Annotated in this window: 14 protein-coding genes and 1 other RNA gene; 10 read left to right on the plus strand and 5 right to left on the minus strand. The window is 71.6% G+C overall.

Annotation, left to right across the window (positions count from 1 at the left end; all coding sequences use genetic code 11):
- Positions 1–53: 53 nt before the first annotated feature.
- The 3 genes from DFH01_RS10045 to ssrA all read right to left on the minus strand — a co-directional run bounded on the left by DFH01_RS10045 (position 54) and on the right by ssrA (position 3,028).
- Entirely contained in the window at positions 54–1,727 is a 1,674-nt protein-coding gene (locus DFH01_RS10045; RefSeq protein ID WP_109870304.1) for a fumarate hydratase, read from the minus strand.
- Positions 1,728–1,802: 75 nt separating this feature from the next.
- Positions 1,803–2,300 carry an SspB family protein gene (locus tag DFH01_RS10050; RefSeq protein ID WP_109870305.1) on the minus strand — a complete coding sequence of 166 codons (498 nt, stop codon included), beginning with the start codon at positions 2,298–2,300 and terminating at the stop codon, positions 1,803–1,805.
- A 401-nt stretch (positions 2,301–2,701) separates the two neighbouring features.
- Positions 2,702–3,028, minus strand: a transfer-messenger RNA (tmRNA) gene (gene ssrA / locus DFH01_RS10055).
- A 37-nt stretch (positions 3,029–3,065) separates the two neighbouring features.
- Here ssrA and thyX point away from each other — a divergent pair.
- The 5 genes from thyX to DFH01_RS10080 all read left to right on the plus strand — a co-directional run bounded on the left by thyX (position 3,066) and on the right by DFH01_RS10080 (position 6,657).
- Positions 3,066–4,004: an FAD-dependent thymidylate synthase gene (gene thyX, locus DFH01_RS10060; RefSeq protein WP_109870306.1), complete on the plus strand. Its 939-nt coding sequence runs from the start codon at positions 3,066–3,068 to the stop codon at positions 4,002–4,004.
- Positions 3,994–4,224: a hypothetical protein gene (locus DFH01_RS10065; protein WP_109870307.1), complete on the plus strand. Its 231-nt coding sequence runs from the start codon at positions 3,994–3,996 to the stop codon at positions 4,222–4,224. Before thyX ends, DFH01_RS10065 begins: the two co-directional genes overlap by 11 nt.
- Entirely contained in the window at positions 4,221–4,826 is a 606-nt protein-coding gene (locus DFH01_RS10070; protein WP_109870308.1) for an HD domain-containing protein, read from the plus strand. The genes DFH01_RS10065 and DFH01_RS10070 overlap by 4 nt, the downstream gene beginning before the upstream one ends.
- Positions 4,823–5,707, plus strand: a complete 885-nt coding sequence (locus tag DFH01_RS10075; protein WP_109870309.1) for a ribokinase — start codon at positions 4,823–4,825, stop codon at positions 5,705–5,707. Before DFH01_RS10070 ends, DFH01_RS10075 begins: the two co-directional genes overlap by 4 nt.
- Positions 5,708–5,787: 80 nt before the next feature.
- Positions 5,788–6,657, plus strand: coding sequence for a CPBP family intramembrane glutamic endopeptidase (locus tag DFH01_RS10080; RefSeq protein WP_109870310.1), 870 nt, complete (start codon positions 5,788–5,790; stop codon positions 6,655–6,657).
- A 12-nt stretch (positions 6,658–6,669) separates the two neighbouring features.
- Here DFH01_RS10080 and DFH01_RS10085 read toward each other — a convergent pair whose 3' ends face one another.
- Positions 6,670–7,803, minus strand: a complete 1,134-nt coding sequence (locus DFH01_RS10085; RefSeq protein ID WP_109870311.1) for an Mrp/NBP35 family ATP-binding protein — start codon at positions 7,801–7,803, stop codon at positions 6,670–6,672.
- A gap of 364 nt (positions 7,804–8,167) precedes the next feature.
- Here DFH01_RS10085 and hflK point away from each other — a divergent pair, with 364 nt between their 5' ends.
- The 4 genes from hflK to DFH01_RS10105 all read left to right on the plus strand — a co-directional run bounded on the left by hflK (position 8,168) and on the right by DFH01_RS10105 (position 12,163).
- Entirely contained in the window at positions 8,168–9,271 is a 1,104-nt protein-coding gene (gene hflK, locus DFH01_RS10090; RefSeq protein ID WP_442899695.1) for an FtsH protease activity modulator HflK, read from the plus strand.
- Complete coding sequence (gene hflC / locus DFH01_RS10095; protein ID WP_109870313.1) at positions 9,268–10,266, plus strand: protease modulator HflC; 999 nt, start codon at positions 9,268–9,270, stop codon at positions 10,264–10,266. The genes hflK and hflC overlap by 4 nt, the downstream gene beginning before the upstream one ends.
- Positions 10,267–10,281: 15 nt before the next feature.
- Entirely contained in the window at positions 10,282–10,476 is a 195-nt protein-coding gene (locus DFH01_RS10100; RefSeq protein ID WP_109870314.1) for a DUF2065 domain-containing protein, read from the plus strand.
- Positions 10,477–10,627: 151 nt separating this feature from the next.
- The gene (locus DFH01_RS10105; protein WP_109870315.1) at positions 10,628–12,163 is read left to right on the plus strand and encodes a DegQ family serine endoprotease; all 1,536 of its coding nucleotides are present in this window, start codon (positions 10,628–10,630) and stop codon (positions 12,161–12,163) included.
- Between the two features lie 45 nt (positions 12,164–12,208).
- Here DFH01_RS10105 and serB read toward each other — a convergent pair whose 3' ends face one another.
- Positions 12,209–13,099 carry a phosphoserine phosphatase SerB gene (gene serB, locus DFH01_RS10110; RefSeq protein ID WP_109870316.1) on the minus strand — a complete coding sequence of 297 codons (891 nt, stop codon included), beginning with the start codon at positions 13,097–13,099 and terminating at the stop codon, positions 12,209–12,211.
- A 20-nt stretch (positions 13,100–13,119) separates the two neighbouring features.
- Here serB and miaA point away from each other — a divergent pair, with 20 nt between their 5' ends.
- On the plus strand, positions 13,120–14,088 hold the full coding sequence (miaA, locus tag DFH01_RS10115; RefSeq protein ID WP_109870317.1) for a tRNA (adenosine(37)-N6)-dimethylallyltransferase MiaA: 969 nt from the start codon (positions 13,120–13,122) through the stop codon (positions 14,086–14,088).
- Positions 14,089–14,108: the final 20 nt, after the last annotated feature.

Below are 14,108 nucleotides of genomic sequence, written 5' to 3' on the forward strand. Positions count from 1 at the left end.
CCCGCTCTCCCTCTCCCCCCGTCAGGGGGGAGAGGGGAGGGGCGACGGTGGAGCTACTCGAGCCCCTCGTAGAAATCGTTCCCCTTGTCGTCCACGACGATGAAGGCCGGAAAATCCTCGACCTCGATGCGCCAGACGGCCTCCATGCCGAGCTCAGGGTATTCCAGCACCTCGACCTTCTTGATGCAGTCCTGTGCCAGGCGCGCGGCGGGGCCGCCGACGCTGCCCAGGTAGAAGCCGCCATAGGTCTTGCAGGCGTTCAGCACGGCCTTGCTGCGATTGCCCTTGGCCAGCATCACGAAGCTGCCGCCCGCCTTCTGGAAGGCCTCGACATAGCTGTCCATGCGGCCGGCGGTGGTCGGGCCGAAGCTGCCGGTGGCCATGCCGGTCGGCGTCTTGGCGGGGCCGGCGTAGTAGACCGGATGGTTCTTGATGTAGTCGGGCAGGCCCTGCCCGGCATCCAGCCGCTCCTGCAGCTTGGCATGGGCGATGTCGCGCGCGACCACCATCGGGCCGGTCAGCGACACGCGCGTCTTCACCGGATACTTCGACAGCGTCGCGCGGATCTCGCTCATCGGCCGCGTCAGGTCGATCTTCACGACTTCCCCGCCGAGGATCTCGTCGGTGTGCTCCGGCAGGTAGTGCGCCGGCTCGTGCTCGAGCTGCTCGAGGAAGACGCCTTCGGGCGTGATCTTCGCCTTGATCTGGCGGTCGGCGGAGCAGGAGACGCCGATGCCGATCGGCAGCGACGCGCCATGCCGCGGCAGGCGGATGACGCGGACATCGTGACAAAAATACTTGCCGCCGAACTGCGCGCCGATGCCGAGGTTCTGGGTGAGCTTGTGGACCTCCTGCTCGAACTCGACGTCGCGGAAGGCGTGGCCGGCGATGCTGCCCGCCGTCGGCAGCGCGTCGAGGTAGCGCGTGGACGCCAGCTTCACCGTCTTGAGGTTCATCTCCGCCGAGGTGCCGCCGATCACGATGGCCAGGTGATAGGGCGGGCAGGCGGAGGTGCCGAGCGACTTGATCTTGTCCTCGAGGAACTTGAGCAGCTTCTCCTTCGACAGCACCGCGCGCGTCTGCTGGAAAAGGAAGGTCTTGTTGGCGCTGCCGCCGCCCTTCAGCACGAACATCAGGTGCAGCTCGTCGGCGTGGTGGTCGCCGGGCGCAGCCATGATGGAGAACTCGACCGGCAGGTTGTTGCCGGTGTTCTTCTCGTCCCACATGGTCAGCGGCGCCATCTGGGAATAGCGCAGGTTGGTCTCGGTGTAGGTGCGGTGGACGCCGTAGCCCAGCGCCTCCTCCTCGTCGCCCTCGATCCAGACGCGCTGGCCCTTCTTGCCGAAGACGATCGCGGTGCCGGTGTCCTGGCACATCGGCAGCACGCCGCCTGCGGCGATATTGGCGTTCTTCAGCAGGTCGAGCGCCACGAAGCGGTCGTTCGCGCTGGCCTCCGGGTCCTTCAGGATGTTGGCCAGCTGCTGCAGGTGCCCCGGGCGCAACAGGTGCGAGACGTCCTTGCAGGCGGCGAAGGCGAGCTGTTCCAGCGCCTGCGGCTTCACCTTCAGCACCGTCCGCCCGTCGCACTGCGCGGTGGAGACGCCTTCGATGGCGAGCTTGCGATACGGCGTCGGGTCGGCGCCGAGGGGGAACATCGGGCTGTAGTTGAACCCGGACGGCCGCGCGGGGGCGGTCACCGGGCTGACGACGTCGAGCGGTGCGGTCATGCTGATCTTCTCCGCGGGCAGCGGCCTTCCGCCCGCGGTCCTAGCCCAGCCGGGCCGGCCCGCCAATCTTGGGGGCTATTCGCGCGCGGGGCGGCGGCGGAAGGCGTCGAGGCTCACCACCTGGGCCGGCGCCTCGGGCGCCGCGGCGGGGACCTCCGGCGCCGCTTCGGGCTCCGGCTCGGCGGCAGCTTCCATGGTCGGCTGGAAGCGGAGGCCGAATCGCACGGCCGGATCGGCGAAGCCGGTCAGCGCGGAGAAGGGGATCACCAGCGTGGCCGGCACGCCCCCGAAATAGAGCCGCACGCTGAAGAGCTGCCTGGCGCGGTCCACCGTCAGCGCCTCGAACTGGTGCTGCAGGACGATCGTCATCTCCTGCGGGTAGCGGGCCTTGAGGTGGCCGGGCAGCTTCACCTGCGGATGATCGGTGCGGAAGGTGATGTAGTAGTGGTGCTCGCCCGGCAGGCCTTCGCTGGCCGCCAATTCCAGGGCGCGCGCGACCACTTCCCGCAGCGCATCGTCGGTCCAGCGCTCATAGGGGATCAGGCTTTGGGCGGGGCTCGCGTCGTCGCTCATGAAGGCTTCCCTGGTGCCTCGACCATAAGCGGCGCAGCAGGTCGGGAAAAGGGGCGGCCCGCCATCTTTGGGCGACCAACTCCTGATCGGCTGAGCGCCGGCTACGCGCGACATCAGCCAGGGTCGCCTGTGCCTTCATGCGGGCGCTGGTGCTTTGGGAAGTGGCGGCGCGCACTGCGCGCCGAGGCCGCGAATGCGGCCCGCGCCGAGTGGCGCGAAGCCAAGGCCGCGGATGCGACCGCCCGGCGTCTGAGGGCACCAAAAAGACGCGGCGCGCACTGCGCGCCGAGGCCGCGAATGCGGCCCGCGCCGAGTGGCGCGAAGCCAAGGCCGCGGATGCGGCCGCCCGGCGTCTGAGGGCAAAATAAAAAACCCACTTTCCTTCCGCAAATCGGAAGGAAAGTGGGGGGCTTCTGTTGCCCGGCGCCCCCCGAGCCGCGCTTACCTAGTGTTAGGCAGCGAGTGCGACAGCCTCGCGGCTGTTGTCGTTCGCACTTAGGTTTTAGCCCGATAACGGCGGTACAATGCCGGGCAAAAGCGACCCCTTTACCACGCGCGTCGAGCCTGTTTCGCCCCCTTGCCAGACCGGCCGACAAGCCGGGGAAGGATGGTGGAGGCGCCGGGCACTGCCCCCGGGTCCGCAACGCTTATGCCGAGTCGTGTTTATCGCCATAGCCGGCAAGCCGGCACCGACGCATATAGGCGGTCCCGCTACCGGAATCGAGGGGTATCCGGTAGGAAGTCCCGCTTCCAGGGGGACCGGGCATGGCGCTGACCGCCGAGCAGCAGCAGGAGATCGAGGTCGCGCGCGGCGCCACGGCCGCGACGCGCCGACCCACCGTGCCCGCCCTGGAAGCCATGCTGTTCCAGGCAACCCCGGTGCTGGACCACGGCTTCGTCCGCGTCGTGGACTACATGGGCGACGACGCCGCCATCGTGCAGGCCGCTCGCGTCTCCTACGGCCGCGGCACGCGCGCGGCGAACGAGGATCGCGGACTGATCCGCTACCTGATGCGCCACCGCCACTCGACCCCCTTCGAGATGTGCGAGATCAAGTACCATGTGAAGCTGCCGATCTTCGTCGCGCGGCAGTGGATCCGCCATCGCACCGCCAATGTGAACGAGTACAGCGCCCGCTACTCCATCCTGGACCGCGAGTTCTACATCCCGGCGCCGGAGCACCTGGCCGCGCAATCCGCCGTGAACCGCCAGGGCCGCGGCGCCGTGCTGGACGGGCCGGAGGCCGCCCGCGTGCTCGACCTGCTGCGTGAAGACGCGACGCGGAACTACGACCACTACCTCGAGATGCTGAACGAGGACGACCAGGGCAGCCCGCTCGATCCGTCCCGCCACGGCCTGGCGCGCGAGCTCGCGCGGATGAACCTGACGCTCAACGCCTATACGCAGTGGTACTGGAAGACGGACCTGCACAACCTGTTCCACTTCCTCTCGCTGCGCGCCGACGCCCATGCGCAATACGAGATCCGCGCCTATGCGGAGGCGATGATGACCAGCGTCGAAGCCTGGGTGCCGATGGCCGCCGCGGCCTTCCGCGACTACCGCCTCGGCGCCGTCACTTTCTCGGCGCAGATGCTGGCGATCGTGCAGCGGATGGTCGCGGGCGAGCAGGTGGCGCAGGAAGGCTCGGGCCTGTCCAAGCGCGAATGGCGCGAGCTGATGGACGCGCTGGGGCGTGGCGAGTAGCGCGACCGCCAAGCCGCGCGCCCGCCAGGGCACGCGCCGGCCAGCAGCAGGGAAGGGGCGCGCCCCGGCCTGGCTGGCGCGCTGGTGGAAGGTGGCGCTGCTCGTGCTGCTGGTCACCATCGGCCTGCCGCTGGCCCATGCGCTGTTCGGCGAGGTCGTGGCGCTGCTCGGCCTCGCGGCCCTGATCGGTTTCCTCGTCGGACGCTGGACCGCCGCATGACCCCCGATCGCATCGCCGCGGTGATCGACTTCCTGGCGCTCGCCGACCGCCTCAAGCATGTCGAGCGGCGCGGCCGCACCGTCGGCCCGGATGGCGCCGCGCGGCAGGAGAACTCCGCCGAGCATTGCTGGAACGTCGCGCTGGTGGCGCTGCTGCTGCATGGCGAGGTCGCGGACCCGCCCGAACTCGGCCATGTGCTCGCGATGATCGCGGCGCATGACCTGGTCGAGGTCGAGGCCGGCGACACCTTCGCCTATGACGAGGCGCATGTGCTGACCCAGGCGGAGCGCGAGAAGGCCGCGGCCGATGTCGTCTTCGCCCGCCTGCCGCCCGATCTCGGCGCGCGCATGCGGGCGCTTTGGGAGGAGTTCGAGGAAGGCGAGACCGCCGCCGCCCGCTTCGCCATGGCCTGCGACCGCGCCCAGGGCTTCCTGCAGGGCGTGATCGGCACCGGCCATTGGCGCGCCGAGGGCGTCAGCGAGCCGCAGACCTACGGGCGGATGGACCCTGCCCGGAAGGTCGCGCCGGTGTTCGAGGCGCTGATCGCCACCCTCTACGAGCGCGCGAGGGCAGGGGGCATGTTCGCGGAGCCCCGCCCATGAGCGTGATCGTCTTCGGCTCCGCCAATGCGGACCTGGTCTTCCCGGTGCCGCAGCTGCCCGCACCCGGCGTCACGGTGTTGGGCGAGGGCGTGCGCAGCTTCCCCGGCGGCAAGGGCGCCAACCAGGCGGTTGCGGCCGCGCGCGATGGCGCGCAGACCGCCTTCGCCGGCTGCGTCGGGCGCGACGCCTTCGCCGCGGTCGCGACGCAGGGCCTGCGCGATGCGGGCGTGGACCTTTCGCGTCTCCTCGTCGTGGACCAGCCAACCGGCTGCGCCGCGATCTGCGTTGACCCCGCCGGGCGCAACCAGATCGCCGTCGCGCCCGGCGCCAACCTCGCCGCCCGCGCCGCACAGATCGAGGACGCGGCGCTGCATCCCGGCTTGGTCCTGCTGCTGCAGATGGAAGTGCCGCCGGAGGAGATCGCGGCGCTGGTCGCGCGAGCGAAGGCGCGGGGCGCCCGCGTGGTGCTCAACCTCGCCCCGCCCGGCGAATTGCCGGAGGTGACGCTGCGCGCGCTCGACCTGCTGGTGCTGAACGAGCACGAGGCCGCGGTGCTGGCCGGCCGGCTCGGCTGCGCGGCGGCGGCACCCGCGCTGCGCGGCGCGCTCGGCGTGGATGTCGCCGTGACGATGGGCGAGGCCGGCACCGTCGCCGCCACGGCCCAAGGCGAGGTCGCGGTGCCGGCCTTCCCGGTCGTGCCGGTGGACACGACCGGCGCCGGCGATTGCTGGTGCGGGGTGCTCTGCGCGGGACTGGATCGCGGGCTGCCGCTGCGCGACGCGATGCGGCGTGCGAGCGCGGCCGCCTCCATCGCCGTGACGCGGCCGGGCGCAGCGAGTGCCATGCCGGTGGCGGCGGAGACCGACGCCCTGCTGGGATAGGTGCTGCGGCTGCAGGATCCGTCTTGGTCGTTCCGCCTTTGCATCCTACCATCGCAGCGATGTTGGCCGGGACCGATCACATGACAGCAACGACGGCGCGCATGCCGACCTTCGGGCCGCGGATGCTGGCGATGCCGCTACTCCGTCTGGTCGTGCTCGGCGCCGCCCTCTTCGTCATGCTGGTGATGAGCAACGACGTGATGCTGGCCCTTTCCGGCCGGCCGCTCGCCGCGGCCGCCGGGGTGGCGGGCATGACCGCGGCGGGGCTCGCCGTCTATGTCGGCTTCGCCCGCCTTGTGGAACGGCGCCGCGTGGAGGAGCTGTCCCTGCCGGGGATGGGCCGGGAGCTCGGCCTCGGCCTTGCGATCGGGGCCGGGCTCTACGCCGCCTGCGTTCTCGTGCTTCTCGTCCTCGGCATCTACCGGATCGAGGGGCTGAACCCCTGGAGCTTCCTTCTGCCGGCGCTGGCCATGGCGCTGAGCTCCGGCATCTTCGAGGAGCTGCTGTTCCGCGGCGTCCTGTTCCGCTCGGTGGAGCAGGTCTTCGGCAGCTGGGTCGCGCTGGTGGTGTCGTCCCTCGTCTTCGGCTTCGTGCACCTGCTCAACCCGGCGGGCACGGTCATGGGCGCGCTCTTCATCAGCATCGAGGCCGGGCTGCTGCTCGCCGCCGCCTACATGCTGACGCGCCGCCTCTGGCTCAGCATGGGCTTCCACATGGCCTGGAACTACACGCAGTCGGCGATCTTCTCCGGCATCGTGTCGGGCGGCGACACCGATCCGGGGCTGATCCGGGCCACCATCGCAGGGCCGGCCGCGCTGACGGGCGGCAGCTTCGGGCTTGAATCCTCGCTGGTGGCCTTCGTGGTCTGCACCGCGACCGGCCTGGTCCTGCTGACGCTGGCCATCCGGCGCGGCCGCGTCAGGCCGCCCGCCTGGCGGCGCACGGCCTGACCGGCCGGCGCGCTATTCCACCACGATCTTCGGCCCGGCGCCGCCGCTGGCGCGCTCGGCCAGCTTCTCCCGCAGCCGGGTGGCGATGCGCTGATAGGCCTTTGCCTCCTCCGTCTCCGGCTGCGCCGCGACGATCGGGGTGCCGGCATCGGCCAGCTCGCGGATCGCCAGCTTCAGCGGCAGCTCGCCCAGGAACTCCACGCCCAGCCGCTCGGCCTCGGCGCGCGCACCGCCATGGCCGAACAGCTCCGCCCGATGGCCGCAATTCGGGCAGCAATAGTAGCTCATGTTCTCGATCAGCCCGAGCACCGGGACGCCCACCTTCTCGAACATCTTCACGCCGCGCCGCGCATCGATCAGCGCCACGTCCTGCGGCGTGGAGACGATGACCGCGCCGGCCAGCGGCACGCGCTGGCTCATGGTCAGCTGAGCGTCGCCGGTGCCCGGCGGCATGTCCACCACCATGATGTCGAGGGGCCCCCACTCGACCTGGCCCATCATCTGCTCGAGCGCGCCCATCACCATCGGGCCGCGCCAGATCATCGCGGTCTCGGCCTCCACCAGGAAGCCGATGGACATGGCGGTCAGCCCCCAGCGCTGCAGCGGGATGATGCGCTGCCCCTCGGCGCGCGGGCGCTCCCGCGTGCCGAGCATCTGCGGCAGCGAGGGGCCGTAGATGTCGGCATCCAGCAGCCCGACCTTGAGACCCTGGGAGGCCAGCGCCACCGCCAGGTTCACCGCCGTGGTGGACTTCCCGACGCCGCCCTTGCCGGAGGCGACGGCGACGATCGCGCCGACATCGGGCAGCAGCATCGGCCCGGTGCCCGGCCCGCCCGCCTTGCCCGCGGGGCCGCCGGCCGGCCGGCCGGGCGCGGCGGCCGGCTGCGGCGCCGCGGCGCGATGCGCGGTGAGCACCACGGTGGCCGAGATCACGCCCTTCACGCCGGCCACGGCACGCTCGGCGGCAGCGCGCAGCGGCTCCGAATCGCGCGCCCGCTCGCGCGGCACCTGCAGCGCGAGTTGCACCATGCCGTCGCGCACCGTCAGGCCCTCGATCATGCCGGCCTCGACCACGTCGCGCCCGCTCGCCGGGTCGCGGACAGCCCGCAGCGCCGACCGGATCGCCCCCTCCAGCGTTTCGCTCATCGCTTGAAAATCCCTTCGAAAGCCTCGATATCCGCGGCGTCGCGACGGCCCGCCAGCCGGTCGCGGGCGTGGTCGGGTCGGATGGCGCGGCGACCGGGTGCCCGGCAACGCCCTGTCGCGCCGGTCCGCGCAGCCCCATATGGACCGTCGGCGCGAAGGCTGCACCCCTCCCTGTGCGGCGGGGCGGCAATGCGGCAAGAACAGCCGGAAGAGAAGGAGGCCGGGTAGACCCATGGCGTGGAACAACAGCGGCGGACCAAGCCCGTGGGGCAACCCGAGGCCGGGTGGTCCCTGGGGCGCGCCGCAACCGCCCTCCGGTGGCGGGGGCGGTGGTGGCCGTGGGCCGGGGCCTGACCTTGATGACGTGATTCGCCAGGCGCAGGACGCGGTGCGGCGCTGGCTGCCGCGCGGCACCGGCGGCAAGGGCATCGCGCTGATCGGCCTGGTGCTGGTCGCGCTGTGGGCGGCTTCCGGCTTCTACCGCGTGGATCCGGACGAGCAGGGCGTGGTGCTGCGCTTCGGCGCCTTCGAGCGCACGGCGCCGCCCGGCCTGAACTACCACATTCCCTGGCCGATCGAGTCCGTCACCACGCCGCGCGTGACACGCATCAATCGCGTGGACATCGGCTTCCGCGGCTCGGTCGAGGGCACCACCGGCACCGTCAGCGGCCGCCCCGTCTCCTCCCGCGACGTGCTGGAGGAGAGCATGATGCTCACGGGCGACGAGAACATCATCGACATCGACTTCGCCGTGTTCTGGCGCATCCGCGACGCCGCCGAGTTCCTGTTCAACACCCGCAACCCCGAGGCCACGGTGAAGTCCGCCGCCGAGAGCGTGATGCGCGAGGTCATCGGCCGCACGCCGATCCAGCCCGCCCTGACCGAGGCGCGCGCGCAGATCGAGCAGGAAGTCCGCCGCGGCACCCAGGCGATCATGGACCAGTATGGCGCCGGCATCGAGATCGCGCAGGTGCAGTTGCAGAAGGTGGACCCGCCGGCCCAGGTGGTGGACGCCTTCCGCGACGTGCAGCGCGCCAATGCCGACCGCGAGCGCCTGCGCAACGAGGCCGAGAGCTACCGCAACGACATCATCCCCCGCGCCCGCGGCGAGGCCGAGCGCCTGGTGCAGGAGGCCGAGGGCGTCCGCGAAAGCCAGATCGCCCGCGCCCGCGGTGAGGCGCAGCGCTTCGTGAGCGTGCTCACCGCCTACCAGGCGGCGCAGGACGTGACGCTGCGCCGGATGTACATCGAGACGATGGAGGAGATCCTGCGCCGCAACCCGACCGTGGTCGTGGATACCGGCCTGCAGGGCGTCGTGCCCTTCCTGAACCTCAACGACCCGGCGCGCGGCGCGGCTGCCGCGGCGCCGCAGATCCTGCGCCAGCAGCAGCAGGGCGGCGGCGTGCCCGCCTTCCAGCAACAGCCCAGCCCCGCCATGTCCAGCCGTCAGCCGGGGGTGCCCCGATGAACCGCGTTCTGTTCCTGGCGGCCGGCGCCGTCGTCGCGCTGGTGGTGGTCGCCTCCACCCTGTTCACCGTGCAGCAGACCCAGCAGGTGCTGATCACGCAGTTCGGTCAGCCGATCCGGGTGATCACGGAGCCGGGCCTGCAGGCCAAGATCCCCTTCATCCAGTCGGTGATCGCCTTCGACCGCCGCCTGCTCGACTTCGACGCGCCCGGCGAGGAAGTCATCCTCGGCGACCAGCGCCGGCTGATCGTGGACAGCTTCACCCGCTACCGGATCACCGATCCGCTGCTGTTCTTCCAGACCGTCGGCGCGACCGAGGCGGGGATCCGCGCGCGGCTCAACTCGATCGTCACCTCCTCGCTTCGCCGCGTGCTGGGCAACGAGCCGCTGCTGTCGGTGCTTTCGACCGACCGTGCGCGGATAATGAGCCAGATCCAGAACCAGGTGAACGAGGAAGCGCGGCGCTTCGGCATCCAGATCGTGGATGTTCGCATCCGCCGCGCCGACCTGCCGGAGGAGAACACGCAGGCGATCCTGCAGCGCATGCAGTCCGAGCGTGAGCGCGTTGCGCGCGAGGCGCGCGCGGAAGGTGCGGAGGTTGCGCAGCGCGTGCGTGCCGGCGCCGACCGCGAGCGCACCGTGCTGCTGGCCGAGGCGAACGCCCAGGCCGACATCCTGCGCGGCCAGGGCGAGCAGGAGGCGATCCGCATCTTTGCCGACGCCTTCCAGCGCGACCCGCAGTTCTTCCAGTTCTGGCGGAGCATGCAGGCCTATCGCGACGCCTTCAGCGAGGGCGGCACGCGTCTGCTGCTGGCGCCGGAGGGCGAGTTCTTCCGCTACTTCCGCCAGGGCATGCAGGTGGCTCCGGGCGGCGCCGCAACGAATGGCGCCGCGCCCGCCGCCGCCCCGGCCGCCGCGCCCGCCTCGCCGGCCCCGGCAAGCGATGCCGCGGCCGGTACGGCGCCCGCGCCGGCCCCCGCCCCGGCGTCGAACTGATCCGGCGCGGCGGGCGTGCGGATCGAGCAGGTCCTCGCGGGGCTGGGCGTCGTCCTGGCCGTGGAGGGCCTGCTCTACGCCGTGGCCCCCGCCGCGATGCGGCGGCTGGTGGCTGCGCTGGCGTCGCAGCCCGAGGCGAGGCTGCGCGGCGCCGGCCTCGCGGCCGCCGTGATCGGGCTGGCGATCGCCTGGGCGCTCACGATTGGATGACGAGACCGCCGCAGGCGAACTTCGTGGCGCTTCGTCACATCCCGTGACATGGCGGCAGGCTTCCGTCGCGTCGCGACCGTGCCAATGTAACCGAGTGGCCGCCCCTGCTTCGGGGCCGCCCGCCGAATTCAGCCAGGGAAGGTTCCCGCCCGTGCGTCTTGCTCCCCTCGCCCTTGCGGCCGTGCTGGCCCTGCCGTTCGCCGTCGCGCCGCCGGCGGCCGTGACCGCCCAGCAGATCACGCCGCAGATTCCGCCGCCCGGCGCGCCTTCGTCCTTCGCGCCCCTGGCGCAGCGCCTGTTGCCGGCGGTCGTGAACATCCAGACGACACAGGCCTCCGGCCAGGCCCGCGCCGGGCGCGACGCGCCGGAAGTGCCGCAGGCCCCGCCGGGCAGTCCCTTCGAGGAGTTCTTCCGTGACTTCCTCGAGCGCAACCGGCCGCAGGGCCCCGGCCAGCCGGGCCGCCCGCAGCCGCCCACGCGCCGCGGCCAGTCGCTCGGCTCCGGCTTCATCATCGACGCCTCCGGCATCGTGGTGACCAACAACCACGTCATCGAGGGCGCGGACGAGATCAACGTCGTGCTGCAGGACAACACGACGATCCGCGCCGAGCTGCTCGGCGCCGATCCGCGCACCGACCTCGCGGTGCTGCGGGTGCGCCACAGTGGGCCGCTGCCTGCGGTCCCGTTCGGAGACAGCGACACGGCGCAGGTCGGCGACTGGGTGGTGGCGATCGGAAACCCCTTCGGCCTCGGCGGGTCGGTGACGGCGGGCATCGTCTCCGCGCGCGGCCGAGACATCCGCCAGGGCCTCTATGACGATTTCATCCAGACCGATGCTGCGATCAACCGCGGCAATTCCGGCGGCCCGCTGTTCAACCTGCAGGGCGAGGTGGTCGGCATCAACACGGCGATCTACTCGCCTTCCGGCGGCTCGATCGGCATCGGCTTCTCGATCCCGTCGAACCTGGCCAAGAACATCGTGGCGCAGCTGCGCGACGACGGTCGCGTCCGGCGCGGCTGGCTCGGCGTGAACATCCAGCAGGTGACGGACGAGATCGCGGAGAGCCTGGGCCTGCGCAACGGCGCGCGCGGCGCTCTCGTGGCACGGGCCCAGGAAGGCGGCCCGGCAGCGGCCGGCGGCATCCAGGCCGGTGACGTGATCCTGCGCTTCAACAACCAGGATGTGCGCGAGATGCGCAACCTGCCGCGCATCGTCGCCGAGACCCAGGTCGGGACCCGCGTGCCGGTGGTGGTCTGGCGCGACGGTCGCGAGCGCACCGTCGAGATCACCGTCGCCGAGCTGCCCTCGGACCAGCAGCAGGCCGCGGTGCAGCCCGGTCAGCAGGCGCCGCGCCAGCAGCAGACAGAGCTTTCGGGCCTTGGCCTGCGCATCGCGCCGATCACGCCGGAACTGCGCGAGCGCTTCAGCCTGCGCGCAGAAAGCCGCGGCGTGGTGATCACCGAGGTCTCGCCCGGCAGCCCGGCTGCCGAGCGCGAACTGCGCCCCGGTGACGTGATCGTCGAGGTCCAGCAGGAGCGCGTGGGAACGCCTGAGGAAGTGCAGGAGCGCCTGGAGCGCCTGCGCCGCCAGAACCGCGCGACCGCCCTGCTGCTGATCGAGAGCGCGCAGGGCCAGCGCTGGGTGCCGCTGCGCCTGAACGCACCGCAGCGCGGCGCGCCAGGCTGAGGGCAACGAGCATGTGCGGGAGGGGCATTGTCCCTCCCGCGCCGCTCATCCTTTGACGAACTCCACTCTCCGGTAGCCCTGGGCGAATAGCAGCGCCGTCAGGTCGCCATGCTCCACCTTCGCCCGCGCGGCCGCCGCCACCGCCGGCTTCGCGCGGAACGCCACGCCGAGGCCCGCGGCGCGGATCATGTCGAGGTCGTTGGCGCCGTCGCCGACCGCCAGCGTCGCCTCCATCGGCAGGCCGTTCTCGCTGGCCAGGCGCGTCAGCGTGGCGAGCTTGCCGTCGCGGCCGAAGATCGGCTCCGCCACGCGGCCGGTGAGCTTGCCGTCCTCCACCAGCAGCGTATTCGATACGTGCAGATGGAACCCGAGCGTCTCGGCCACCCGCCCCGTGAAAAAGGTGAAGCCCCCCGAGGCGAGGCAGCATGTCGCGCCATGCGCGCGCATGGTCGCGACCAGTTCCCGCGCGCCTGGCATGATCGGCGTCTCGGCCCAGGTGCGATCCAGCGCGGAGATGTCGAGCCCTTCCAGCATCGCCACCCGGGCGACGAGCGCCTCGCGGAAGTCGAGCTCGCCATTCATCGCGCGGGCGGTGATCGCGGCGATCTTGTCCTTCAGCCCGGCAAAGGCCGCGATCTCGTCCAGCGTCTCGGTGGTGACGATGGTGCTGTCCATGTCAGCGACGAGAAGGCCCTTGCGCCTTCCCTCGCGCGGTTGCGCGATCGCATCCACCGGCGCGCCCGCAACCGCGGCATGAACCGCCGCGACCGCCTGGTCGGCGGCGCCGGTGAAAGGGATGTCCGCGGCCTCCCCCTCCGACAGCCAGTCGGGCGTTTCCGGCGCGCCGCCCAGCGCATCGAGCGCGGCGCGCGCCCGGCTGACCAGCGCGGGCTCGAGCGCGCCCGGCTGGGCGATCAGGGTCAGGATGTGCGGCATGGCGCGCGCCCTGTGCCACCATGACCGACACCGCGCAACCCGCCGCGATCCTCGTCGCGGGCCCCACCGCCTCGGGCAAGAGCGCGCTCGCGCTCGACCTCGCCGAGCGCCTGCGGGGCGAGATCATCAACGCGGATTCCATGCAGGTCTATCGCGAGTTGCGGATCATCACCGCGCGGCCGAGCGACGCCGACCTCGCCCGCGCGCCGCATGCGCTCTACGGCGTACGCCGGGCGGCCGAGGCGGGCACCGCCGCCTGGTGGCGCGGCGCGGCGCTCGCGGCGATGGAGGCCGCGCGCGCGGCAGGCCGCGTGCCGATCCTCTGCGGCGGGACGGGGATGTATTTCGCCGCGCTGACCGAGGGCCTGGCCGAGATCCCCCCGATCCCGCCCGAAGCGCGCGCGGAAGCGCGGCGCCTGCTCGCCGAGGAAGGCCCGGCCGCGCTGCACGCCCGCCTCGCCGCCCGCGATCCCGAGACCGCGGCGGCGCTGCGCCCTTCGGACAGCCAGCGCCTGGCCCGCGCCTATGAGGTTGTGACCGGCACCGGCCGCGGGTTGCGCGATTGGCAGCGCGCGGGCGGCACCGGGCCGGCGCCGTGGCGCTTCGCTTCCGTCATCCTCGATCCGCCGCGGGAGGCGCTGCGCGCGGCGATCGCGGCACGCTGGGCCGCCATGCTGGCCGCCGGCGCGCTGGAGGAGGTGCGAGCCCTGGGCGAGGAGGGGCTCGATCCGGCGCTGCCGGCGATGCGCGCGCATGGCGTTCCGGAATTGCTGGCGCATCTCCGCGGCGCGATGACGCTGGAAGCCGCCTCGGCGCGGGCGATCCTGAATACCGGGCAGTACACCAAGCGGCAGGCGACCTGGTTCCGCCATCACAGCTTGGCACCTGCTTCTGCAACGAAGACTTTTCATTCGAAATCGCCGCTTATCGCGCAAGATTCAAAAAGTTTGTTAGAATATTTCGCAGCTTTTGTTGAAATGCGCGATTGACGCAGTGCGGCATGGCGCGT

This window comes from Falsiroseomonas bella, from assembly GCF_003173615.1.
In the GTDB taxonomy this organism is placed as follows: domain Bacteria; phylum Pseudomonadota; class Alphaproteobacteria; order Acetobacterales; family Acetobacteraceae; genus Falsiroseomonas; species Falsiroseomonas bella.